Source organism: Phyllobacterium chamaecytisi, from assembly GCF_020164455.1.
GTDB classification, from domain to species: domain Bacteria; phylum Pseudomonadota; class Alphaproteobacteria; order Rhizobiales; family Rhizobiaceae; genus Phyllobacterium; species Phyllobacterium chamaecytisi.
In genome coordinates this window covers 40,971-63,859 of the sequence record NZ_JAIQWW010000023.1, presented here as the reverse complement: position 1 = coordinate 63,859, position 22,889 = coordinate 40,971, and the positions used below count along the sequence as shown (strand labels likewise).

At 58.9% G+C, this 22,889-nt stretch carries 25 protein-coding genes; 14 read left to right on the top strand and 11 right to left on the bottom strand.

What is annotated here, in order from left to right:
- Positions 1-23 precede the first annotated feature (23 nt).
- The 3 genes from LB462_RS26620 to LB462_RS26610 all read right to left on the bottom strand — a co-directional run bounded on the left by LB462_RS26620 (position 24) and on the right by LB462_RS26610 (position 1,782).
- On the bottom strand, positions 24-344 hold the full coding sequence (locus LB462_RS26620; protein ID WP_224514311.1) for a HigA family addiction module antitoxin: 321 nt from the start codon (positions 342-344) through the stop codon (positions 24-26).
- Entirely contained in the window at positions 316-600 is a 285-nt protein-coding gene (locus LB462_RS26615; protein WP_224514309.1) for a type II toxin-antitoxin system RelE/ParE family toxin, read from the bottom strand. Before LB462_RS26615 ends, LB462_RS26620 begins: the two co-directional genes overlap by 29 nt.
- Positions 601-672: 72 nt before the next feature.
- Entirely contained in the window at positions 673-1,782 is a 1,110-nt protein-coding gene (locus LB462_RS26610; RefSeq protein ID WP_224514307.1) for a Gfo/Idh/MocA family protein, read from the bottom strand.
- A 135-nt stretch (positions 1,783-1,917) separates the two neighbouring features.
- Here LB462_RS26610 and LB462_RS26605 point away from each other — a divergent pair, with 135 nt between their 5' ends.
- Complete coding sequence (locus LB462_RS26605; protein WP_224514304.1) at positions 1,918-2,751, top strand: MurR/RpiR family transcriptional regulator; 834 nt, start codon at positions 1,918-1,920, stop codon at positions 2,749-2,751.
- A 1-nt stretch (position 2,752) separates the two neighbouring features.
- Here the strand turns inward: LB462_RS26605 and vapC are convergent, their stop codons facing one another.
- Together vapC and LB462_RS26595 are read right to left on the bottom strand one after the other, a co-directional pair.
- Positions 2,753-3,142, bottom strand: a complete 390-nt coding sequence (gene vapC, locus LB462_RS26600) for a type II toxin-antitoxin system VapC family toxin (RefSeq protein ID WP_224514302.1) — start codon at positions 3,140-3,142, stop codon at positions 2,753-2,755.
- Positions 3,139-3,363 carry a type II toxin-antitoxin system VapB family antitoxin gene (locus LB462_RS26595; protein ID WP_112530495.1) on the bottom strand — a complete coding sequence of 75 codons (225 nt, stop codon included), beginning with the start codon at positions 3,361-3,363 and terminating at the stop codon, positions 3,139-3,141. Before LB462_RS26595 ends, vapC begins: the two co-directional genes overlap by 4 nt.
- A gap of 198 nt (positions 3,364-3,561) precedes the next feature.
- On the opposite strand from LB462_RS26595, the gene LB462_RS26590 reads away from it, so the two are divergent.
- The 5 genes from LB462_RS26590 (at position 3,562) to iolB (ending at position 9,658) form a co-directional block, all read left to right on the top strand.
- The gene (locus LB462_RS26590; RefSeq protein WP_224514299.1) at positions 3,562-5,490 is read left to right on the top strand and encodes a bifunctional 5-dehydro-2-deoxygluconokinase/5-dehydro-2-deoxyphosphogluconate aldolase; all 1,929 of its coding nucleotides are present in this window, start codon (positions 3,562-3,564) and stop codon (positions 5,488-5,490) included.
- 229 nt (positions 5,491-5,719) lie between these two features.
- Positions 5,720-7,570, top strand: a complete 1,851-nt coding sequence (gene iolD / locus LB462_RS26585; protein ID WP_224514297.1) for a 3D-(3,5/4)-trihydroxycyclohexane-1,2-dione acylhydrolase (decyclizing) — start codon at positions 5,720-5,722, stop codon at positions 7,568-7,570.
- A 118-nt stretch (positions 7,571-7,688) separates the two neighbouring features.
- Complete coding sequence (iolE, locus tag LB462_RS26580) at positions 7,689-8,606, top strand: myo-inosose-2 dehydratase (protein WP_224514296.1); 918 nt, start codon at positions 7,689-7,691, stop codon at positions 8,604-8,606.
- A gap of 14 nt (positions 8,607-8,620) precedes the next feature.
- Positions 8,621-8,860, top strand: a complete 240-nt coding sequence (locus LB462_RS26575; protein ID WP_224514294.1) for a DUF3329 domain-containing protein — start codon at positions 8,621-8,623, stop codon at positions 8,858-8,860.
- 3 nt (positions 8,861-8,863) lie between these two features.
- Positions 8,864-9,658, top strand: a complete 795-nt coding sequence (iolB, locus tag LB462_RS26570) for a 5-deoxy-glucuronate isomerase (protein ID WP_224514282.1) — start codon at positions 8,864-8,866, stop codon at positions 9,656-9,658.
- A 170-nt stretch (positions 9,659-9,828) separates the two neighbouring features.
- On the opposite strand, the gene LB462_RS26565 is transcribed toward iolB, so the two are convergent.
- Both LB462_RS26565 and LB462_RS26560 read right to left on the bottom strand, forming a co-directional pair.
- On the bottom strand, positions 9,829-10,470 hold the full coding sequence (locus LB462_RS26565) for an NrsF family protein (RefSeq protein ID WP_224514280.1): 642 nt from the start codon (positions 10,468-10,470) through the stop codon (positions 9,829-9,831).
- On the bottom strand, positions 10,457-11,011 hold the full coding sequence (locus LB462_RS26560; RefSeq protein WP_112530506.1) for a sigma-70 family RNA polymerase sigma factor: 555 nt from the start codon (positions 11,009-11,011) through the stop codon (positions 10,457-10,459). The genes LB462_RS26565 and LB462_RS26560 overlap by 14 nt, the downstream gene beginning before the upstream one ends.
- A 198-nt stretch (positions 11,012-11,209) precedes the next feature.
- On the opposite strand from LB462_RS26560, the gene LB462_RS26555 reads away from it, so the two are divergent.
- The 5 genes from LB462_RS26555 (at position 11,210) to LB462_RS26535 (ending at position 15,362) form a co-directional block, all read left to right on the top strand.
- Positions 11,210-11,923, top strand: a complete 714-nt coding sequence (locus LB462_RS26555; protein ID WP_224514279.1) for a DUF1223 domain-containing protein — start codon at positions 11,210-11,212, stop codon at positions 11,921-11,923.
- 103 nt (positions 11,924-12,026) lie between these two features.
- A complete protein-coding gene (locus LB462_RS26550; RefSeq protein ID WP_224514276.1) occupies positions 12,027-12,317 on the top strand; it encodes a pentapeptide MXKDX repeat protein in 291 nt (96 codons plus the stop codon).
- A gap of 97 nt (positions 12,318-12,414) precedes the next feature.
- Positions 12,415-13,287, top strand: coding sequence for a cytochrome b/b6 domain-containing protein (locus LB462_RS26545; protein WP_224514274.1), 873 nt, complete (start codon positions 12,415-12,417; stop codon positions 13,285-13,287).
- The gene (locus LB462_RS26540) at positions 13,284-14,057 is read left to right on the top strand and encodes a molybdopterin-binding protein (protein WP_224514272.1); all 774 of its coding nucleotides are present in this window, start codon (positions 13,284-13,286) and stop codon (positions 14,055-14,057) included. The genes LB462_RS26545 and LB462_RS26540 overlap by 4 nt, the downstream gene beginning before the upstream one ends.
- A 261-nt stretch (positions 14,058-14,318) precedes the next feature.
- Positions 14,319-15,362 (top strand): Tim44 domain-containing protein, encoded by a 1,044-nt coding sequence (locus tag LB462_RS26535; RefSeq protein WP_224514269.1) that lies wholly within the window; start codon positions 14,319-14,321, stop codon positions 15,360-15,362.
- Positions 15,363-15,569: 207 nt separating this feature from the next.
- Here LB462_RS26535 and LB462_RS26530 read toward each other — a convergent pair whose 3' ends face one another.
- Genes LB462_RS26530 through LB462_RS26520 form a run of 3 tightly spaced genes read right to left on the bottom strand, consistent with a single transcriptional unit; the run spans position 15,570 to position 19,317 of the window.
- Complete coding sequence (locus LB462_RS26530) at positions 15,570-17,864, bottom strand: xanthine dehydrogenase family protein molybdopterin-binding subunit (RefSeq protein ID WP_224514257.1); 2,295 nt, start codon at positions 17,862-17,864, stop codon at positions 15,570-15,572.
- Positions 17,861-18,844 (bottom strand): FAD binding domain-containing protein, encoded by a 984-nt coding sequence (locus LB462_RS26525; protein ID WP_224514255.1) that lies wholly within the window; start codon positions 18,842-18,844, stop codon positions 17,861-17,863. The genes LB462_RS26530 and LB462_RS26525 overlap by 4 nt, the downstream gene beginning before the upstream one ends.
- On the bottom strand, positions 18,841-19,317 hold the full coding sequence (locus tag LB462_RS26520; protein WP_112551870.1) for a (2Fe-2S)-binding protein: 477 nt from the start codon (positions 19,315-19,317) through the stop codon (positions 18,841-18,843). The genes LB462_RS26525 and LB462_RS26520 overlap by 4 nt, the downstream gene beginning before the upstream one ends.
- 206 nt (positions 19,318-19,523) lie before the next feature.
- Here LB462_RS26520 and LB462_RS26515 point away from each other — a divergent pair, with 206 nt between their 5' ends.
- Positions 19,524-20,147, top strand: a complete 624-nt coding sequence (locus LB462_RS26515; protein WP_224514253.1) for a TetR/AcrR family transcriptional regulator — start codon at positions 19,524-19,526, stop codon at positions 20,145-20,147.
- An 86-nt stretch (positions 20,148-20,233) separates the two neighbouring features.
- Positions 20,234-20,914 (top strand): HAD family hydrolase, encoded by a 681-nt coding sequence (locus LB462_RS26510; protein WP_224514358.1) that lies wholly within the window; start codon positions 20,234-20,236, stop codon positions 20,912-20,914.
- 9 nt (positions 20,915-20,923) lie between these two features.
- On the opposite strand, the gene LB462_RS26505 is transcribed toward LB462_RS26510, so the two are convergent.
- A complete protein-coding gene (locus tag LB462_RS26505; protein WP_224514251.1) occupies positions 20,924-21,589 on the bottom strand; it encodes a TetR/AcrR family transcriptional regulator in 666 nt (221 codons plus the stop codon).
- Positions 21,590-21,829: 240 nt separating this feature from the next.
- On the opposite strand from LB462_RS26505, the gene LB462_RS26500 reads away from it, so the two are divergent.
- Complete coding sequence (locus LB462_RS26500; protein ID WP_224514249.1) at positions 21,830-22,777, top strand: homocysteine S-methyltransferase family protein; 948 nt, start codon at positions 21,830-21,832, stop codon at positions 22,775-22,777.
- Positions 22,778-22,889: the final 112 nt, after the last annotated feature.

The window sequence follows — 22,889 nt, the reverse complement described above, 5'->3', positions numbered from 1 at the left end:
GGTGCGTGCCGACCACGCATCCCTCACGCGGCTCTTGGCTCGATGGTCGCTAAATCGCCGTCTATTTCCCGACGTTTTTGCAAAAGGTCAAAGTCGGATTGCAGTCCCAAAAAATAACCCTCCGAGATGCCGAAATAGCGCGCGAGTCGAAGATCGGTGTCGGCAGTGACGTCTCGTTTGCCCAATACGATCTCATTGATGCGTCGTGGCGGAACGTGAACCGCACGGGCAAGGCCATTCTGGCTAAGGGCCAAGGGTTTCAAGAATTCTTCCAACAGTATTTCGCCAGGATGCGGATTCGGCAGCCAATTTTTGTTAGTCATGGTAATCGATGATTTTGACATCTCTTGCGCCTCCTTCCTGCCAAACGAAACAAATGCGCCACTGATCGTTTATCCTGATCGAATGCCGTCCTGCCAAATTGCCCTTAAGCGCTTCAAGACGGTTACCGGGTGGAATCCGGAGATCCTCCACTACCCGTGCCTGATTTAAAAGACGCAATTTTCGCAAGGCCACCGCCTGAATATCAGATGGCAATTTTCGACTTCTAACACCGGAGCAGATCAACTGCGTTTCACGATCGGCAAAGTTTTGAATCATGACTTGAGAATAAATTATATACCACTATAACGCAACGCGTCATAGGGGTTGTCGTTGGTTGCATTGAAAAAATTACCGCACATCCACCCAGCGCTGCTCCTGATACGAACGCGCCATCGCATGCACGGTGCGCTCGATTTCGAGGCCGTCGGCGAATTCGATCAGGTGGGCGGGCTGGCCATTGATGCGCTTAATCAACTCGCGGCACTCGATGATCTTCAGGTCGTTGAAACCGAGGCCATGGCCGGGAGCCGGGATAAACTGCCCATAGGGCTCATGATGCGGCGCCGTAAGAATGGTGCGGTAGCCCTGTTCGGTGGCGCGGTCGGCGGTGACGTAAAGCTGGAACTCGTTGGCGCGTTCCTGATCGAACAGGATAGAGCCCTTCGAGCCGAATACCTGCAACGCAATGCGCCCCTTGCGGCCCCAGGCGGAGCGATTGGCCTGCAAGGTGCCGGCAACGCCGTTTTCCATATGCATGAGAACGCTGGCGCTGTCGTAGGTTTCGACCGTGCGGTCCGTGCCATTCGCGGTCTTGCGGGTGGCGTAGGGCTTCGACATATCGCACATGACGCGGGAAACCCGGCCAAACAATGTGAACAGCAGCGACAGGGGATGGACGGCAAAATCGTCGAGCGCGCCATAGCCGGAGGTGGCCTCGTGCTTCCAGTTGAAGAGGGCATCGGGATCGGCCATGAAGTCCTCATCCATCTCGATGCGCAAATGGTTGATGTCGCCGATGATCTTCTCGGCAAGCAGCTTGCGGATATGGCGGATGGCCGGACCCTGGATGTAGTTGTAGCCAAGGGCTGCTACTTTGCCCGACTGTTTCGCCGCGGCGAGCATGGCTTCCGCGTCGCTGAATGTTGGCGCCATGGGCTTCTCGCACCAGACATGCTTACCGGCTTTCAGTGCTGCAATCGCCATTTCCGGATGAAACTGGTTGGGGGTGGTGATGGAGACCAGATCGACCGCTGGATCGTCGATGACGGCACGCCAATCGCCCGAGGCTTTCTGGAAACCGAACTCATTGGCGCGGCGCACGGCCAGTTCTGTGTTGGCTTCGCCAAGATGCACAAGCCGTACCGCCGGCACATCGCCAAAGACGGCGCGAACCGAATTCCACGCCAGTGCATGGCATTTTCCCATAAAGCCCGTTCCGATCAGTCCTACGCCCAGCATCGCTTGCTCCCATCGCTTGCAGTTTCCGATTGAAATAATCTATAACAAGAAAAAATGGAATAACTGATCCGTCCTGATATAAATATTTTGCTCAGGCAAGGGGCAGCAACCGGGAAACGATTCGGGATGGAAAGCATGGACAATGAAATGTCGTTACCGCGGGATTTCGATGCATTGCGCACGATGATCCTCGACCGTCGCGAGATGCTGCCGAAGCGTCTGGCGCAGATCGCTGCCTATGCCTTAAGCAATCCCGACGAGATCGCCTTCGGCACGGCGGCGAGCATCGCCCAGACGGCCGGTGTTCAACCATCGACGTTGATCCGCTTTGCCCAGCATCTCGGTTTCGATGGTTTCACGAGCCTGCAATCGGTATTCCGGGAACGGTTGCGCGAGCGGCAGGTTTCCTATGAGGAGCGGCTGTCAGCGCTACGCGGCGATACGCACGGCCTTTCCAAGAACCGCGTCATCCTCAACGGATTTCTGACCGCGGCTAGCCATTCAATCGAGACGATTTCGCATAATGTCGAAGAGGATGTGTTGGCCAGCGCTGTGGATATCCTGGCGCGAGCAGACACGATCTATCTGCTGGCGCGTCGTCGTTCCTATCCGATCACCGCCTATATGGCCTACGCCTTCGGCAAGCTGAAAATCCGCAACCAGTTGATCGAATCGACAGCTGGTATCGATCCGGAAATTCTTTCCTTTGCCCAGCCGACCGACGCCGCCATCGCCATCAGCTTTTCACCTTATGCGTCAGCGACAATCGAGCACGCGGCGGCGCTGGCAGCACGCAATGTGCCAGTCGTCGCCATTACCGATAGCGCGTTTTCGCCGCTCGCCCAGTCTGCCAAGGTGTGGTTCGAAGCGGCGGAAGGGGATTTCTCCGGGTTCCGGTCACTATCGGGAACGATGGCACTCGCCATGGCGCTGACGGTCAGTGTGGCGGAGAAGCGGCGGAGTGTTTAGGTTAGAAAACTTGAAGCCCGAGGCGTTCGGTCATCGGATTGAAGTCGCGGTCATGATGGAGAAGCTGGTGCCCGCCTTCAATGCAAAAGGTGGCAATGACAACGTCAATGGACTTGCGAATGGTTATACCGTGCCGACGCAGATGCCGATAATTGCGCGCGGCTTGAACTGCCGTGTCGGCAGACAACATGGTTTGGACGCCGAATTGCCGCAAGCCCCTCTCAAGCCGTCCAGCCTCAGCTTCGCTGCGGGCACCCTGTAGCAGCTCTAGAAGAATAAGGTCGCCCACAATCACTGTCTCGACCTCAATCAGCGCTCTGAAGCGCCTTACAGGTTCGATATCGATATTGCGATAGTGGGCGATCCAGACCGAACTGTCGACGACGATCATTTATCCAAACGACCATCATCGTCCCAAAAACGGCCTTCTCGCATTTCATCGAGATTGCCTTCCCAGCCGATGCCGGCGAGATCATCGATGACCTTTTTCAGATCATGTCTTTTCACGAGTATGCGCAAGGCTTCCTCGACCGTTGCCTTCTTGGTGGAAAGTCCTGTCACTTTCATGGCCTTGGTAAGCAATTCATCGTCCAGGTCGATATTGGTACGCATGGTAGCTCCGATGTGTATGGTTCTTCCAAAATATACACATCGCATCGGGCATTTTCAACACCACTGGGTCTCGTCAAATAGTAGAATATGAAAAAGAACAGACATTCCATATTGACGATTCGATAGAATTATTATTTCATATAGGAAAATTTCCTGGCCTGTGTGGGCCGGGGTTTATCAGTCTATCGGGAGGATATCATGGACAGAGCTGATACGGGCCACGCGCTCGATGTCATTACCATCGGCCGCTCGTCCGTCGATCTCTACGGTCAGCAGATCGGCTCCCGGCTCGAGGATATTACTTCCTTCGCCAAGTCGGTCGGTGGATGCCCTGCCAATATAGCGATCGGTACGGCGCGGCTCGGCCTGCGCTCGGCGCTATTGTCCCGCGTGGGCGACGAGCAGATCGGCCGGTATATACGCGAGCAGATGGTGCGCGAAGGCGTCGCGACGAACGGAATCATCACAGATGCGGAGCGGCTGTCGGCCCTCGTTATCCTCTCGGTCGAGAACGACAAGAGCTTCCCACTGATATTCTACCGCGAGAACTGCGCCGACATGGCGCTTGATGAGGGCGATGTCGATCCTGAATTCATCCGTTCGGCGCGCGCCGTCGTCGTTACCGGCACGCATTTTTCCAAGCCAAAGCCCGATGCGGCGCAACGCAAGGCCATCCGCTTGATGAAAGAAGCGGGTGGGAAGGTTGTATTCGATATCGACTACCGGCCCAATTTGTGGGGTCTCGCAGGGCACGGCGAGGGCGATAGCCGTTATATCGCCTCCGATGCGGTGTCGAGCCATCTGAAGACCGTCCTTGCCGATTGCGATCTGATCGTCGGTACGGAAGAGGAAGTGCTGATCGCGTCAGGCGAGGAGGATCTTCTCAGCGCGCTGAAGACCATTCGGTCGCTGTCGAGCGGGACGATCGTTCTGAAGCGCGGGCCGATGGGCTGCATCGTTTACGAAGGCGCGATCTCCGACGATCTCGAGGATGGCGTCGTCGGCAAGGGCTTTCCGATCGAGGTGTTCAACGTCCTCGGCGCGGGAGATGCTTTCATGTCGGGCTTTCTGCGCGGCTGGCTTGGCGGCGAGTCATTGGCGACCTCCGCTACATGGGCCAACGCATGCGGCGCCTTCGCGGTGTCGCGCCTTCTCTGCGCACCCGAGATTCCGACCTTCGAAGAACTGCAATATTTCCTCAAGCATGGCAGCAAATTTCACGCCCTGCGCAAGGACGAGGCAATCAACCACGTGCACTGGGCAACGACGCGGCGGCGCGAGATACCGTCGATGATGACCTTCGCCATCGATCACCGTGTGCAGTTGGAAGATCTTGCGCAAAAGGTCGGTGCCGATGATGCCAAAATCCGCGCATTCAAGGAGCTGGCGGTAAAGGCGGCGGCAAAGGTTGCGGCTGGCCGTGGCGGCTACGGCATGCTGCTTGACGAGAAGTTTGGGCGCGAGGCGATGTTCGAGTTCGCGCGTCATAATTTCGACTGGCTCGGACGGCCCGTGGAACTGCCGGGCTCGCGCCCGCTGCGTTTCGAGTTTTCGCAGGATATCGGCTCGCAGCTGGCGGAATGGCCGGTGGACCATTGCATTAAGTGTCTGTGCTTCTACCACCCGGACGATCCTGCCGATCTGAAGCTGGAACAGCAGCAGAAGTTGCGCACGCTTTTCGAAGCAGCGCGCAAGGTCGGACGCGAGCTGCTGATCGAAATCATCGCCGGCAAACACGGCAAACTCGACGACAACACCATTCCGCGAGCACTGGAAGAACTCTATACGCTGGGTATCAAACCGGACTGGTGGAAGCTCGAGCCGCAGGCCTCGGCGACGGCCTGGAAAAACATCGAGGCAGTGATCGAAAAGCACGATCCCTGGTGCCGCGGTGTCGTGCTGCTTGGGTTGGAAGCGCCGCATGACGAGCTTGAGGCAGCGTTTGCCGCAACCGCTGGGGCACCCATTGTCAAGGGCTTTGCCGTCGGCCGGACATTGTTCATGGACGCGGCGGAAGGCTGGCTGTCAGGGAAGCTCTCGGATGAGGCTGCGATCGACGACATGGCCGATCGTTTCGAGAAATTGACCAAGGCCTGGCTTGCCAGCCGCAACAAACAAGCGGCATAGGAAGATCTGGCAATGCAGAATTTCTACATGTGTAATAACCGTGCAGAAGGCATCACCTCTTTACCCTCCCCCTTGTGGGGAGGGAAGGACCGGAGGTCCAGGGAGGGGTCTCTCTTGGACCTATCGAAGAAAGACCCCTCCCTGCTGCTTCGCAGCCTCCCTCCCCACAAGGGGGAGGGTAACCGGCGGCAGCATCGGAGCCTTTTAGTGGCGTTGGGAGGAGACTGACATGACGAAGACAATACGCCTGACCATGGCACAGGCCCTGACGCGATTTCTAAGCCAGCAGATGACGGTGATCGACGACAAGAAAGTACCTGTCTTTGCGGGCGTCTGGGCTATCTTCGGCCATGGCAATGTCGCGGGCCTCGGCGAGGCGCTGTATCAGGTGCGGGAAGAACTGCCCACCTATCGCGCCCATAACGAGCAAGCGATGGCCCATGCCGCCATCGCGTTTGCCAAGGCGACTTTCCGACGCCGCATGATGGCGGTGACGAGTTCCGTTGGGCCCGGTGCAACGAACATGGTGACGGCTGCCGCGCTGGCGCATGTCAACCGCCTGCCGCTGCTTCTCCTGCCGGGCGATGTCTTCGCCAACCGTGTTCCGGATCCTGTGCTGCAGCAGGTGGAATCTTTTGGCGATGGTACCGTCTCGGCTAATGACTGCTTCCGCCCGGTTTCGCGCTATTTCGACCGCATCACGCGGCCCGAACAGATCATCCCTGCGCTGCAACGAACGATGACCGTGCTCACCGACCCTGCCGAATGCGGGCCGGTCACGCTCGCCCTGTGCCAGGATGTGCAGGCCGAAGCCTATGACTATCCGGAAAGCTTCTTCGAGGAGCGGCTTTGGGCACCGAGACGCCCGCGGCCCGATGTCGGCGAGCTCGCCGCCGCAATCGGCGCGCTGCGTTCGGCCAAAAAGCCGCTGGTGATCGCCGGCGGCGGTGTCATCTATTCCGAAGCCTCCCGCGAACTCGCCGATTTCGTCGAGGCGGCCGGCATTCCGGTCTGCGAGACCCAGGGCGGCAAATCTTCGCTGCCGGACAGGCACCCGCTCAACATGGCGGCTGTCGGCGTCACCGGGACGTCAGCAGCCAACCGGCTGGCGCAGGAGGCCGATGTCATCCTCGCGGTCGGAACGCGGCTCCAGGACTTCACCACCGGCTCGTGGGCACTGTTCCAGAATACCGAGAAGACCTTTATCGGCCTCAACATCCAGCCGTTCGATGCGGCCAAGCACCGGGCGTTGCCGCTGGTGGGTGACGCACGGGAGGGCCTGGTCGAACTTGCCGCCGGGCTCAAGAACTATCGCGCTCCGAAAGGTTGGACCGAGAAAGCCGAAAATGGCAAGGCGGAATGGCAGAGAGCTGCGGCAAAGGTCACAGGCCCGACAAATGTATCGCTGCCTTCTGACGCGCAGGTCATCGGTGCCGTTCAACGAACCATGGGCAGCGAAGCCACTGTCCTGCACGCGGCTGGCGGTCTGCCGGGCGAAATGCACAAGTTGTGGCAGGCGGGCGCTCCGGGATCGTACCATGCCGAATACGGCTTCTCCTGCATGGGTTATGAGATTGCGGGTGGGCTCGGTGCCAAGATGGCCAAGCCCGACGATGAGGTCGTGGTCATGATTGGCGACGGATCCTATCTGATGCTGAATTCGGAGATCGCCACATCGGTGATGCTCGGCCAGAAGATCAACATCGTACTGCTCGACAATCGCGGCTATGGCTGCATCAACCGGCTGCAGATGGGCACAGGCGGGGCGAACTTCAACAATCTCCTGAAGGACGCCAAGCACGAGGTCTTGCCGGAGATAGACTTCGCTGCACACGCCCGCAGCCTTGGGGCGATATCCGAGAAGGTGAGCTCCATTGCCGACATGGAGAGCGCTTTGGAGCGAGCCAAACGGAATGACCGAACGACGGTCATCGTCATCGATACCGACCCCCTGATATCCACCGAGGAGGGTGGATTCTGGTGGGATGTCGCTGTGCCTGAGGTCAGCCAGCGCAGCGAGGTCAATACCAAGCGCAAGGAATATGAGGAAGCGATCAAGCTGAGGTCGGCCGGGAACTGAATGTCGTGACAAATTGATCACCCCCTCTGGCCAGAGGGGGTGACGGGTTATAGAGCGAGGATGACTGCCTGGTTCTCGACTGGCAAAAACAAAACCTCAATTCGGAATGGAGAATGACGTGAAGGCAAAACTGGGCATGTCCCCGATCGCATGGTGGAACGATGATCTTGCGGAGCTCAGTGACGACGTCTCGCTGGAGGAGTGCCTTCGCCAATCGCGTTCTGCGGGCTTTACCGGCATGGAAATGGGCCGCCGATTTCCCAACGATCCGGATGTGATGCTGCCGATCCTGCGGGAGGCGGATGTTACGCTGTGTGGCGGCTGGTTCTCAGGCACGCTGGTTGACGAGGATCTGGCGAAGAACAAGGAACGCATCCAGCCGATGATCGACCTTTTCAAGGCCGTGAATGCGCCCTGCATCGTCTATGGCGAGGTCGGTCGCTCGATCCAGGGCGATCGGTCCAAGCCCTTGGCTACCAAACCGAAACTCGGCGACGAGGAGATGAAGGCCTATGCTCGCAAGGTCACCGAGTTCGGTGAATGGTGCGCACAACAGGGCATGCCGCTCTCCTACCATCACCACATGGCGGCAGTCGTCGAAACCGAACCGGAGCTCGACGCCTTCATGAAATATTCCGGCGAGGGTATTCCGCTCCTGCTGGATGCCGGCCATCTGGCCTTCGCCGGCGGCGATGTACTGCGTGCAATCGACAATCATCACCGGCGGATCAACCACGTGCATGTCAAGGATGTCCGCATGCCGGTGATCGACGGTCTGGACCGCTCGAGGCAGTCCTTCCTCGACGCGGTTGCCCTCGGCGCCTTCACCGTACCGGGTGACGGCTCGCTGGATTTCGGTGCAATCGTCCAGAAGTTTGCCGATTACGGCTATGAAGGCTGGTTCGTGGTCGAGGCCGAACAGGATCCGAAGAAAAATCCACCGCTCAAGATGGCGCAAGTCGGGTATAAGGAACTGATGCGGGTCATGACTGCCGCCGGGTATACGGTCGAGACTCAGGGCTTCCCCAAGGGTTGAAAAGTGGGTTCAACATGAACAAAGACAATAATCACCCCTGGTTTCGGCCGCTCTGGCGGCGCGTTGCCGTCGTGGCGTTCTGTATCGCGTGGTCGATCTTCGAGTTCGCAACCGGAACGCCATTCTGGGGCATCATCGTTTTGGCTTTCGCCGCCTACGGGATCTGGCAATTCTTCATCATCTTTGATGCTTCGGACCCCGTTAAGCCGGCGGAAACTGTCGCGCCGGAAGATGCTGGCACCGATAAGGAGTAAACCATGTCGAAACTGCTTTTGAAGGCAATGCAGGGCCGGGGCCATGTGGCTCATGTGACGCCTGAAACAGCGGGCTGGAGCTATGTCGGTTTCGATTTGCACAAGCTGGATGCCGGCCAGTCCGTTTGCGGAAAAACGGAAGACAAGGAAGTCTGCCTGGTCTTCGTGACGGGCAAAGGCAAGGTCACGGCCAATGGCGAGGACCTCGGTCTGCTCGGCAACCGCATGTCGCCCTTCGAAGGCAAGCCCTGGTCGGTGTATCTGCCGCAAGGGTCCGATTGGTGGGTATCTGCGGAGACCGACGTTGAGCTCGCCGTTTGTTCGGCGCCGGGTCTTGGCGGCGGATCGCCGGTGCGGGTGATTGCGCCGGATGGTCTTTCCCAGGAAACGCGCGGCAAGGGTACCAACACCCGCTACGTCACCAATATTCTGCCGGAGAACGAGCCGGCGGATTCACTGCTCGTCGTCGAGGTGATCACACCGGGCGGCCATACGTCGAGCTATCCGCCGCACAAGCACGACCAGGACAACCTTCCCGCAGAGTCCTACCTGGAAGAGACCTACTATCATCGCTTCAATCCTCGCCAGGGCTTTGGCTTTCAGCGGGTCTATACGGATGACCGCTCGCTGGATGAGGCCATGGCGATCGAGGACGGCGATGTCGTGATGGTGCCCAAGGGGTATCACCCCTGCGCCGCCTGCCACGGCTATGACCTCTATTATCTCAACGTCATGGCAGGGCCAAAGCGTACGTGGAAATTCCACAATGCGGTCGAGCATGAATGGCTCATGAAATGAGACCTTTGCCAATCCACCCTGATGGCCATCTGATGCGATTTTCTGTGCTTCCGGTGCTCATGGACCCAAATGTCCACTGCGCTCCGGTTCTCGAAAATCACTCCAGCTGACTCATCAGGCTGAATTCTAAAGAGGTCCCAATCCCCGTCCCGCAAGGCGAGGGCAAAAAGCTACCACCGCAGCACGAACCGCCCGGCAATCGCGCCGATCAGGCCGGGGATCAGAATGCCGAGCGTGTACCAGACCGCAATAAACGGCATGGCGCTTTCATCGCAATGGAATGAATAAACCAGTGAACCAATAGCGCCGGCGGCAAGACCTGCCGCAGCACCCGCCACGGTCAAACGCGTCGGCGCCAGCCCGCGCAGCACCCAGAACGCGCCGACCAGCAAGGGCAGCGACAGCATAACGATGTTGCGGGTACAAACGGCAATCGTATGGCCCTTCATCATCGCCATATGTTGATCTGGCGGTGTCATCGCCAGTTTCGCCATGGCAAGAACGATCATCACTACAATCGTCGCGGCCATCACGGCGAGACTGACCCGGATGCTACCGAGCGGATAGGCGATGCGCTTGACCGCCCACGTCCCAGCAACGGCGAGGATCAGCGTATAGGCGAACTTGGTCCAGAACATCATCGTTCCCGCCGCCGTCATCATATCGGGCCGCATGCCGAGCCAGAAGTACATGAGAGCGGACGAGACAACGAGGCTGATGCCGAGGCCGATCACGACCCGCCAAAAAACGGCCAGGCGCGATACCGGTTTCAACTCGCCGGTCAGGCGGGCGATCAGGTCATCGGTCGTCATCTGCCCGTCCTTTCAACTTCGCTGCAATCGCCTTGATTCCTCTGTGTATCCCTACTTTGACCGAAGCTTCCGAAAGTCCGGTGCTTTGCGCAACCTCGGCGATAGACTGGCCTTCGATCTTCGTCCTGTAGATCAGGTCCCGCGATTTTTCCGGCACCGATTGCAAGAGCCGCTCCACATCCATGCGATCGGCTGCGGCGTCGGACTGATCAACGGCGAACAGATCCTCCGCATCGTCGAGCGGAACCGTTGCGCGAATGCGGTTTCGCCTGAAATGATCGATCAGCTTGTAGCGTGCGATCGCATGCAGCCACGCTGTAAAAGGCCGGTCGGTCTCATATGTCGCGCGCCGTGTATGCAGCGACATCAAGGTTTCCTGCACCAGGTCGTCGGCGTCGCCTTTGTGGGCATCCGACAACCGGCGCAGGAAATAAAAGCGCAGATGCCTGGCAAGGTCATTCAGAAGAATGCCATAGCTCCGCGCATCGCCATCGAGGCTCGCGAGCATCAGTTCCTTCAATCGCGTTTCGACCGGATTCACTCCGTTCCATTCCTTATTCGCAAGAAGCGGACAAAGGTTACAGATGAGATGGAACGCGGCGGAACGTCAATCCTTGAAACAGGATTCCACCAAAGAATGATCACCAATCCGTGATCGCTGTAACCAAATCCTGCACCCCTTCGTATTCCCTGATGTGACCGGCACATGACCGCTCATCGCAGTTTTCAGGAGTTGAAGATGGGAATTCAGCCAAAGCGCTCTCATATGCTGTCCATCGCATTGACCGCCGCAACTGTCATGCTCGGTGCTGCCGGCGCTCATGCCGACACCTTGCGGCCGCTCACCGTCGTCGAGCTCTTCACCAGCCAAGGTTGCTCTTCCTGCCCGCCGGCAAACGCCAATCTGATCGAGCTCAGCAAGCGCCCGGGCATCCTTGCCCTGAGCTTTGGCGTGACATATTGGGACCGGCTCGGCTGGAAGGACATTTTTGCCAAGCCTGAGTACACGGACCGCCAGGAAGTCTATGAGACGCCGCTTGGCCGTGATGGACCTTTCACGCCGCAAATGGTGGTTAACGGGCGCGCCGACGTCGTCGGCAACAGGATTTCCGAAGTGGACCAGCTTATCAAGACGCAAGGGACTCTCAGCGCGCCGCGGCTGGAGTTGAACAATCGTTCCCTGACGATCGGCGCAGGTGAGGCGCCCGGCGGCAATGCCGATATCTGGCTCGTCACCTACAATGACCAGACCGTAAACGTGCCGGTCAGAAGCGGTGAAAATAGCGGCCACACGCTTCCCCATAAAAACGTCGTTCACAGCCTCACCAAAGTCGGAAGCTGGAGCGGCAAGCCGCAGACGGTGACTTTTCCCGCTACCAAGCCGGGATTGCGGACGGCCATTCTCGTACAGACACCGAATGGCGGGCCGATACTCGCCGCCGCTACCGAATAAATCAAGCATTCCTGGTGTTCCCAGGATCACGCGGATGTCAAAGGGCATCTGAAACTCGAAGACACTTGCATTCGTGTCTCATTCAAACCAAGGGAGAACATCCATGAACATTCTCACACGCAGCATCGCGCTTTCGGCTTTCGTTTTGACAACAGCATTTGCTGGAGCCAGCATCGCCCAGGCCGAAGACGCCATGAAGCCCATGAACAAGGCTGACTGCATGAAACATGCCGGCATGGAAAAAGACGCCATGAAGAAGGATTCCATGATGAAGGAATGCGACACAATGGCGATGAAAAAGGATACAATGACGAAGAGCACCATGACGAAAAAGGATGCGATGAAGCCTGATGCCATGGGCACGATGGCTCCGAAGAAGAAGACGACAAACTAATATTTGATTGGGTTGTGCGTGGTTCGCCGTTCTACAAGCGGCAAGCTCGTCAAGGGTGAACCACGTACAACCAATTTCCAGTACCATGGAGGCTCGAATGGCAAGCGTCACATCAGGTGTTACCGACACCGCCAAGCCGAAGAAGGTTTTGTTCTACCGTCATTCCGTGGCGGTGCGCATCACCCACTGGCTGAACGTCTTGTGCCTGAGCTTCCTTCTGATGAGCGGCCTGCAAATCTTCAACGCCCATCCAAATCTTTACTGGGGCCAATACGGCGCCGATGCGCTTCCCGACCCTTCGTTCATTTCCATCGGTGCTGTCGAGGATGGCAATACGATCAAGGGCGTGACACGCATCGGTTCGCTTTCAGTGAATACGACCGGTGTGCTCGGCGCCTCAACCGAGGACGGTGAACTCAGCCCGCGTGCTTTCCCAGCCTGGATCACCATCCCGAGCTATCAGGATCTTGCGACGGGCCGCCGCTGGCACTTCTTCTTCGCCTGGTTCTTTGTCATCAATGGTCTGGTCTATCTGCTCTATGGCCTGATCGGCCGGCATTTCCGCCGCGATATCGTACCAACCAAGGACCAATTGACGCCAAGCCATCTGGCGCAGGAGATAGCGGACCATGCCCGGCTGCGGTTTCCCAAGGGCGAGAAAGCGCGGCATTATAATTCGCTGCAGAAGCTGACCTATATGGCCATTATCTTCATCATCCTGCCGTTGATGGTGCTGACCGGGCTAACCATGTCGCCGGGTTTCAATGCGATCTTCCCCTGGCTGCTCGACGTCTTCGGCGGCCGGCAGTCGGCACGTACCCTCCATTTCATCAGCGCGTCGCTCATCGTCATCTTCGTTATCGTTCATATCGTCATGGTGCTGGTTTCCGGCGTCTGGAACAATCTGCGATCGATGATCACCGGCTACTACGCGCTGAAATTCGAACAAAAAGACGAGGTGTCGAAATGAGCTTCGATCTCACCCGCCGCCGTTTCCTGATCGGCTCGAGTGTCGCGGCAACAGGGCTGCTCACAGGCTGTGATGCGATGGTGCAAAGCACGACCGTCAACGACATCCTGCAAAAAGCCGAGTCGCTAACGATGGGCGCGCAGCGGCTCCTCATGTCGCAGCAGACGCTGGCACGCGAATTTTCCGAGGCGGATCTGTCCCCGGTCTTCAAGGCAAATGGCACCTCGCAGCCGGACAGCGAGGACTATGCGCGCATGACGGAAAACAATTTCGCCGACTGGAAGCTCGTCGTGAACGGCAAGGTGAAAACCCCACTGAACCTGTCGCTGGCCGACCTGAAGGCGATGCCGTCGCGCACCCAGATCACCCGGCACGACTGCGTCGAAGGCTGGAGCGCCATCGGCAAGTGGACCGGCGTGCCGCTCGGCCTCGTACTGGAAAAGGCTGGCCTTGCACCCGGCGCCCGCTATGCGGTGTTCCATTGTGCCGATGACCTCGAACCATCACTCGACGGCAGCGGCCGCTATTATGAAAGCATCGATCTCGTCGATGCCTGGCACCCGCAGACGATCCTTGCCTACGGCATGAACGGCAAGGATCTCGAAGTCGCCCACGGCGCGCCGCTGCGGCTGCGTGTCGAACGTCAGCTCGGCTACAAGCACGCCAAATACGTCATGGGTATCGAGCTCGTGGAGAGTTTCAAGAACCTGGCAGGAGGCAAGGGCGGCTTCTGGGAGGATCGGGGATACGAGTGGTACGCCGGCATTTAAAACCTTTCGATTTATTCATCCCGATGGCCATCTGATGCAGTTTTCTGTGCTTCCGATGCTCACGGACCAATAAGTCCGCTGCGCTTCGGTTCTCGAAAACCACACCAGCTGACTCATCAGGCCGAATTCTCAAAAGGTTTTGCGTCGCGCCCAGTTGCCCTCATTCTGTGAAATTTCCTCGCCAATCCTTAAAATCCACGGAAGCCGTCACCATATGCGTGGACGAAGTGTCACAGGACACGCATAGAGGAGATCATTTGCATGCCGCTTTACCTTTCTCGCCTTGGCCGGATAGCCGCGATACTCGTCATAGGATTGGCGGTATCGTTCAGCGCTGTTTATGAGGCCGATGCCCGGCGTGCCGGCGGTTTTGGTGGCGGTGGTTTCGGCAGCCGCGGCTCGCGTACCTTCCAGGCACCTGCGCCAACACGCACGGCACCAGCACCGGCTGCACCGATCGAGCGTTCGATGACGCCGAGGCCGCAAAACCAGCCGGGCGCTACGGCGCCGACGGCGGCGCAGCAACGTCCGGGATTGTTCGGCGGCATGGGCCGTTCGCTGCTGGGTGGCCTGCTCCTCGGCGGTCTGCTCGGCGCGTTCCTAGGATATGGCTTCGGTGGCGCTGCCGGCATGCTCGGCATGCTGTTGCAGATCGCATTGGTGATCGGAGCGGTTACGCTCGCCATGCGCTTCTTCCGTTCGCGCCAGTCTTCGCCGGCAGCTGCCGGTCCGACGCAGGGGTTCGGACGCAACGCCTATGATGAAGAGCCATCGAACGTCTCGCCCATGCGCGTGCCGACGATAGGTTCTGCCTCGAACCAGAATACGGCAGGGCAGGCTCCTGCCGGTAACAACAATAGGGGTTACGCATCGGCAGGTCTGGCTGCGGCGTCGGACGAAATCGGCATCAAGCAGGATGATCTTGACACGTTCGAGAAGCTTCTGACCGAAGTGCAGACGGCCTATGGCAAGGAAGATTACGCCACGCTGCGCAATCTTACCACGCCGGAAGCCATGTCCTACCTCGCGGAAGAGCTCGGCCAGAATGCGACGGACGGGCTGCGCAACAGCGTCTCCGATGTGAAGCTCCTGCAGGCCGATATCGCCGAAGCGTGGGCCGAAGGCGACGCGCAATACGCGACGACAGCCATGCGGTATGAGAGCGTCGATTCGATGGTGGACAGGCAGACGGGACGCGTCGTCAAGGGCGATGAAGAGCAGCCGTCGCAGACGACCGAGGTCTGGACGTTCGTGCGCAAGCCCAATTCGGACTGGAAGTTGGCAGCCATTCAGGACGCCGCCTGAGAGACCTTTGCCAATCCACCCTGATGGCCATCTGATGCGGTTTTCTCCGCTTCCGGTGCTCACGGACCAATAAGTCCGCTGCGCTCCGGGTCTCGAAAACCACACCAGCTCGCTCATCAGGCTGAATTCTCAAACGGTCTCTGCCCAAGATGTTCGACAAAGAAAACCCGGCACGAGTGCCGGGTTTTCTGTTTCCGAGGAGGAATGCTAGATCAGCTTTTCGAGCGTGATCGGCAGATCGCGGACACGAATGCCGGTGGCATGGTAGACCGCGTTGGCGATGGCCGGCGCGACACCGACAATGGCGAGTTCGCCTACGGCTTTCCCGCCCAGGATCGAAGCGTTTGTATCCGGGATGCCGACCGAGATGACCTCGAGATTGGGGATGTCCGCATTGGTCGGGACGAGGTAGTCGCCGAGGTTGTTGTTCATCACGTGGCCATTGCGCTGATCGACAAGGCCTTCCTCGAGGAGGGCCTGACCGATGCCCATGATGATCCCGCCCTTCCACTGACTTTCGGCCAGCTTGGGATTGTAGAGCCGGCCCGAATCCAGTGCCGACACCATGCGGGAAACGCGGACCGTGCCGAAATCAACATCGACCCGCACCTCGACGAAATGCACGCACCAGCTGTGCATCGAGTAGTCGCCCTCGGTCGGTGAAAGCATGGTCGAGATCGTCGTGAAGTTGCGGAAATGGTCATCCTTGTTGCGCAGGTTTTCCGGCAGCGTGTTGCGCAGCGCCTCGATACGCTCTCGCCCTGTGCGTCGCATCACCTCGGCAATGGCAACACTTGAACCCGCATCGCGCGGCGATGACATCTGCCCGCCCTCGATGGTCAGCGTATTGGCCTGCAGGTCGCGGAACGGCGAATTCTGATCGTTGATGGCAAGACCGATCAGCTCGTCGCGCGCGGCGAGAGCTGCTACGTGCACGGCGCCGGTCATCAGGTTGGCAAGCTGCGAACCACCGGCAACCGGGGCGCGCGGCAGTGACGAGTCGCCGAGCTTGACCACGACTGTCTCGACCGGCACGCCGATCGCCTCAGCCGCCGTTTGCGCAAGGATCGTATAGGTGCCCTGACCCATATCGATGCCGCTGCTGGCGACCTCGATGGTGCCATTGCTGAGGATTCGGACCATTGCTTCGCCCGGCGTGCGGCGAACCGGGTATGTGCCCGCGGCAACGCCGTAGCCGATCAGCTGCTTGCCTTCGCGCATGGAGCGAACGCTTGGGCTGCGTTTCGCCCAGCCGAAGGCTTCAGCGCCCGCGGCATAGGCTTCGCGCAAGCGGCGCGTCGACCACGGCTTTTTGGCGTGCGGGTCTTCTTCGGCATAATTGAGCAGGCGGATATCAAGCGGATCGATGCCGACCTCGTAGGCCAGCTCGTCAATGGCGCATTCGATGCCGAAGGCGCTGGGGTTTTCGCCGGGCGCACGCAGGGCGCCTGGCTTGACCGTATTGACCGGCACAATGTTCTGGCGCGACGAGAAATTCGGAACCGCATACATGATCGAGGTGACCGAGCCCAAGGGTTCGATCGCGACGTCGCTCATCGACGTCTCATTGGCACTGCGATGCACGATCGACAGCAATTTGCCTTCGCGGGTAGCACCGAGTGCGATGGTCTGCCGTGTCGCAGGCCGGCCACCGAAAGCGGTGAATGTCTGCGGCCGCGTGATGGCGAGCTTGACGGGACGGTCGAGCATTTTCGCGGCAATGGCCGCAACCGCGCCGTAGCGCGTTGGCAACGCCTTCGAACCGAAGCCGCCGCCGATATAGGGCGACAGCATGCGCACGTTCTCGAACGGAATGCTGAACCATTCGGCGTAGGTGCGGGACATGCCGTCGATCCACTGGCTGGGCTCCCACAGGGTCAGCATATCGCCTTCCCAATGGGCAATCAGGCCGTGCGGCTCGATGGGCACGTTGTATTCGCGCGGTGTCTTGTATTCCTGCTCGATGCGGACTGGAGCAATGGCGAGCGCAGCGTCTGCATCGCCCCATTCCTTGGTCATCATATCGATCGGGAAACCCTCGCCGGAGCGCGGATCATCGAAACTCGAAATCGGCACTGTCTCTTCGTAGGTAACCTTGATGAGCGCTGCGGCAGCGGTCGCCTGCTCGAAGGTCTCGGCGATGACAGCGGCAATGTGCTGGCCGGCGAAAGTGATCTCGCGTGCGAACGGCTCATAGGGAACCTCTGGCGGCGGCGCGCCAGTCCAGTCGGTAGCCGTCTTGATCGTCAAGGCATTGTCGGGTGTCAGAACGAGCAGAACGCCGGGATAGGCCTCGGCTGCGCTCGTATCGATAGCGACGACGCGGCCGGAAGCGATCGTGCTGTCGATGATGACTGCGTAGACCATGCCCTCGGGCGAGTGTTCCATCGCATAATCAGCGGCGCCGGTGATCTTCGCCGGGCCGTCGATGCGGGCAAGACGCCCTCCGAGCAACCCGTCGGAGGCGTCGCCGTGTTTCATTTTGGTGTCGACTATGGTCATGCCAAAGCTCCCGATTTCAGGATGGCGCGTTCAACGACGCGGGGGGCGAGCTCGATCTTGTAGTGATTGCCGCCATGGGCGATGGCGCCCTCGACGGCGAGACGGCTCGCGCTCTTGATGGTGTCCGGCTCCAGGACCCTGCCGCGAAGAGCATCTTCGACGGCGCGGGCCCGCCAGGGTTTCGTCGCAACACCGCCGAGACCGATCCGGATATCGCGGATGGTTTCGTGATCCGTCTCGAACTCGATGCCAACAGCAGCGCTTGCGGCGGCGAACTCATAGGACTGGCGGTCACGCACCTTCAGGTAAGTGGAGTGCCGCGCGGCAGCCGAGGCGGGGATAGTGATCGCAGTGATCATCTCACCTGGCTGCATCGCGTGTTCCTTGTGCGGTGTGGTGCCAGGCAAAAGGAAGAAATCGTCGATGGGAACCTTGCGTTCGCCAAGATGCACGACAGCATCGAAGGCGACGAGGGCAGCGGCGAGATCACCCGGATAGGTTGCGATGCAGGCGTCGCTCGTGCCGAGAACCGCATGGCCGCGATTGACACCTTCCATGGCAGAACAGCCGCTACCCGGAACGCGTTTGTTGCAGGCGGGAAAGCTTGCCGGGTCGCGGAAATAGGCGCAGCGCGTGCGCTGCAGAAGATTGCCGCCGATGGTCGCCATGTTGCGGATCTGCGCCGAAGCCGCCTGCCAAAGCGCTTCCGATACCGCGGGAAACCCGGCAAGTATTGCAGGATCGGCAGCGACGCGGCTCATTTTTGCGAGCGCGCCGATAAAAGCACCCTCGGCATCGACTCGAATCGTATCGAGACCTTTGAGATGGGTGATATCGACAACCCGTTCAGGCGCGTTGACACCGCATTTGGCCAGATCGAGCAAAGTGGTGCCGCCGGCGAGCAGCATGGTTGCGGGCATGGCCGCAGCGCTGAGCGCTTCGTCAACCGAGCCGGCGCGGAGATAGGAGAAATCTCTCATGACATCACCTTCGCAGCTTCGCGGACCGCCTCGACGATGTGCGGATAGGCGCCGCAACGACAGAGATTGCCCGACATATATTCGCGGATTTCATCATCGGACCCGGCATGGCCTTCGCGAATGCAGGAAACGGCGGACATGATCTGACCCGGCGTGCAGTAGCCGCACTGGAAGGCGTCATGTTCGAGGAAGGCGGACTGGACGGGGTGGAGTTCGGCTCCGGGATCGGACAGCCCTTCGATGGTCGTGACCGCACGGCCTTCGACCTGAACCGCCAGCGTCAGACAGGAAAGCACACGCTCGCCGTCGACATGAACGGTGCAGGCACCGCATTGGCCCTGATCGCAGCCTTTCTTGGTGCCGGTCAGTTCGAGATGATCGCGCAGAGCATCGAGAAGTGTTACGCGCGGTTCGACGGCGAGGGTATGTGCCTGGCCATTGATTTCGAGATTGATGGTGGTTTGATTGCTCATGGGGAGTCCTGCTCCAGTAGGCTTGGGAAGAGTCCAACGGGCCCGCCAGCGTTTCAGTTGCGTTCAAGGCGCAAAAAACATGACATGCAGGGCCCAAATAGGGTATTAGTCCGGAGGTGACAAGATAATCGGAGGTGCCTCCGTTTCTTGAACATAGCGGCTTGGCCAAACGGGTTCAAGCCCCAATCGCCTCTGGAGCCGAAATATTGCATCATAAGGAGCTGCCCGAATTGAAGGAAGCAAAGCCACCGGCACCCGCGAAGCGGTTGCGGGCGGATGCCAGCCGAAATCGGGAAAAGCTCATCGGAATTGCTGCAATTGAATTTGCCGAACGCGGCGGCAGCGCCTCCCTTGAAGAAATAGCGCGCAAGGCCGGTGTTGGCATAGGCACGCTTTACCGGCATTTTCCAACGCGCGAACATCTCGTCGAAGTGGTGTACCGCCGGGAGGTCGAGGTGCTTTGCGCTGCCGCGGATGAACTCGCACAGCACAATGCTCCGGATGTGGCGCTCGCCGAATGGATGCAGCGCTTCGTCGATTACATCGCAGCAAAGCGCGGCATGGCCAACAGCCTGCGTATCCTTTTCGATGCGAATTCCGAGGTATTTGCCAATACGTCCGGTATGATTGCATCGGCTCTGCAGCGCCTCGTAGATGCTGCCGTTGCAGATGGTTCCATCCGCAGTGATGTCGATATATCGGATATTTCTCAGGCATTGTCGGGGATTTATTCAGCGCCGGATACGCCCGATTGGCGCGACCGATCCCGCCGCCTCGTCTCGCTGCTGATGGACGGGCTTCGCTGGGGATCAGCAAGATCCAGACGATGAATCTGCGTGGTTCGCCCTTCGACAAGCTCAGGCGCTCACCATGAGGGTAGTTGCACCTTCCACTACAACAAAGAGAAGAGAGAAGCATCGTGCCGACAACGCCATCCGCCTTCGACAAAAAATACGCAGCGTTCCTCTTTGATATGGATGGCACGCTGATCAATTCTACGGCGGCGGCAGAACGTGTTTGGGCAAGATGGGCGGAAGAACAAGGGCTCGACGTCAAGACATTCCTGCCGACCATGCATGGCGCCCGCGCTGTCGATACGGTGCGCCGGCTGGGTCTGCCCGGCGTCGATCCCGAAGAAGAAGCCACCAAGATCACTGATGCCGAAATCCTCGATGTGGAGGGGATTGTGCCGTTGCCCGGCGCCGCGGAGTTCTTGAAGGCATTGCCGCCGGAAAAATGGACGATCGTCACCTCATCGCCGCTCGAACTGGCGAAACGCCGATTGGCTGCAGCCGGGATTCCTGTGCCTGACAATCTCGTAACGGCCGAAGACGTCAAGGTCGGCAAGCCCAATCCGGACTGCTACCTGCTGGCGGCACGAAAGCTTGGCGTTGACGCGAAAGATTGCCTCGTCTTCGAGGACGCCATACCGGGCATTCTGGCAGGTGACGCCGCCGGGGCCGATGTGATGGTGATAACCGCTACACACAAGCACCCTATCGAGACTGCGCACACGACCATTCACGATTACCTAGACCTGCACACACAGGTCGATCAAGAGGGCCGGCTGTTCCTGAAGCGAACAGTCGACGCGTAGGTAGCCCGATCAGTTGACCGTTCCCGAGATCCCCGTGGAATTCGGCATTGGGACCCTTATTTGCGGGGTTGATGAAAACAGCAGTTTTATAAAACTGCGGAAGGCCATGACCTGCCGCTCGATCCTTGAAGGGTCGTTCAGTGCCTTCGACATGATGATGCTGCCATCAACGACACAGGAGAGCATGTCCGCCACATCGTCGAAATCAATCGGGTCGCGCGGAGGGTGCTCGAGAGCGATATTGTCGAGAATGGCGCGGAACCTGGCGTTCCACGCTTCAACCGACCGTGCCGTCAGGTTCAGGACTTCACGGTCGAACTGGCGCTCCTGATAGCAAATGCAAGCGATAAGACAGCCGGGGTGACCATTCGGCAGATCAGACATGACCTCGGCGAGGAGCTTCAGGCTGATCAGGAACGCCTGGAGCGGATCATCCGACAGTTGATGCCCGCGCTCGATGACATCGTCGAACACCCGGTCATTGGCGCAGACGTAGCGCTTCAGCATAATGTGCGCGAGCTCGTTCTTGTCCTTGAAGTGATAGAAGAACCCGCTTTTCGTAATGCCCGCCTCAGCGATAATCTCCTCTATCGAGGTCGCCGCGAAGCCCTTGGCCAGCACTGACATCTCGGCGATTTCAAGAATACGCTCGCGGGTCTCGTCTCCCTTGCGCATGATGTTGTCCCCCCGGAATACTGTACCTCCGGTACGGTTTCGGCTGTTTGAGTGTAGCACGGGGGAGGGTTCTGTCGCCACGATATCGCCTATCCGGCTGAATTTACTCGTGTTTTTCCGCATGTGAAACAACCCGACCATGAGGTTTCTAGATTGCCTGGAACGAAAGGCGCAAAACAGAACATGCCGGGAGGAGAGGCAAACAGCCCATACCGGTCACTCTTGGAAGGGACGACAATCATGGCCAAGTACCGCAAAAACCTGCCGCAACTCGAGGGGACCACTTTCCTCAGTGACGGTGGCATGGAGACGACATTTATTTTTTACGACGGGATCGACCTTCCCGAATTCGCATCCTTCGTATTGATGGCGACGCCGGAAGGCAGACAGCGACTGAAAGACTACTACATCAGCTATCTCAAAATTGCCCGCGAGAACGGCACCGGCTTCATCCTCGATACGCCGACATGGCGGGCAAACCCCGATTGGGGCGCCAAGCTCGGCTACGACGCCGAGGGCCTGCGCGCAATCAACCGGGATTCGGTCGATCTGCTGCTTGAACTTCGCAGGGAGTTTGAAACCGCCGCGACACCTTGCGTGATCGACGGGGTCATTGGACCGCGCGGCGATGGCTACAAGGCTGGCAACATGAATGCCAACGAGGCTGAAACATACCATGCGGCGCAGATCGAGAGTTTCGCACAAACCGAAGCGGATATGGTCGCGGCCTATACGTTGACCAATTACAATGAGGCAATCGGCATTGCAAAAGCTGCCAAGACCCATGCCATACCCTGCGTGATCTCGTTCACGGTAGAGACCGACGGAAAACTGGTGACCGGTCTATCGCTCGGCGATGCGATCAACCGGGTGGACGATGCAACTGGAGGTTCGCCAGCCTACTATATGATCAACTGCGCGCATCCGAGCCATTTCGTCGATGCACTGGAGAAGGGCGAGGCGTGGCTCGATCGCGTGCGCGGCATCAAGGCGAACGCTTCGACCAAGAGCCATGCGGAACTCGATGATTCGGTTACGCTCGACGCCGGAGATCCTGTCGATCTCGGGCGGTGGTACAACGGGCTGACCAGATCATTTCCGCAAATGCGTATCCTTGGGGGCTGCTGCGGGACGGACCATCGCCACGTTGCGGCGATCTGCGAGGCCTGTTCAACGCAAACGGCCTAGAGCGCTTGAACCCGACGAGCAACATTGTCCGGTTTGCCTTCCTTCATGCTCGCGAAACTGGTAAAGCGGGGCCGGATCAAGTTATCCGGCCCCGCAATTGCGATGAGGGAAA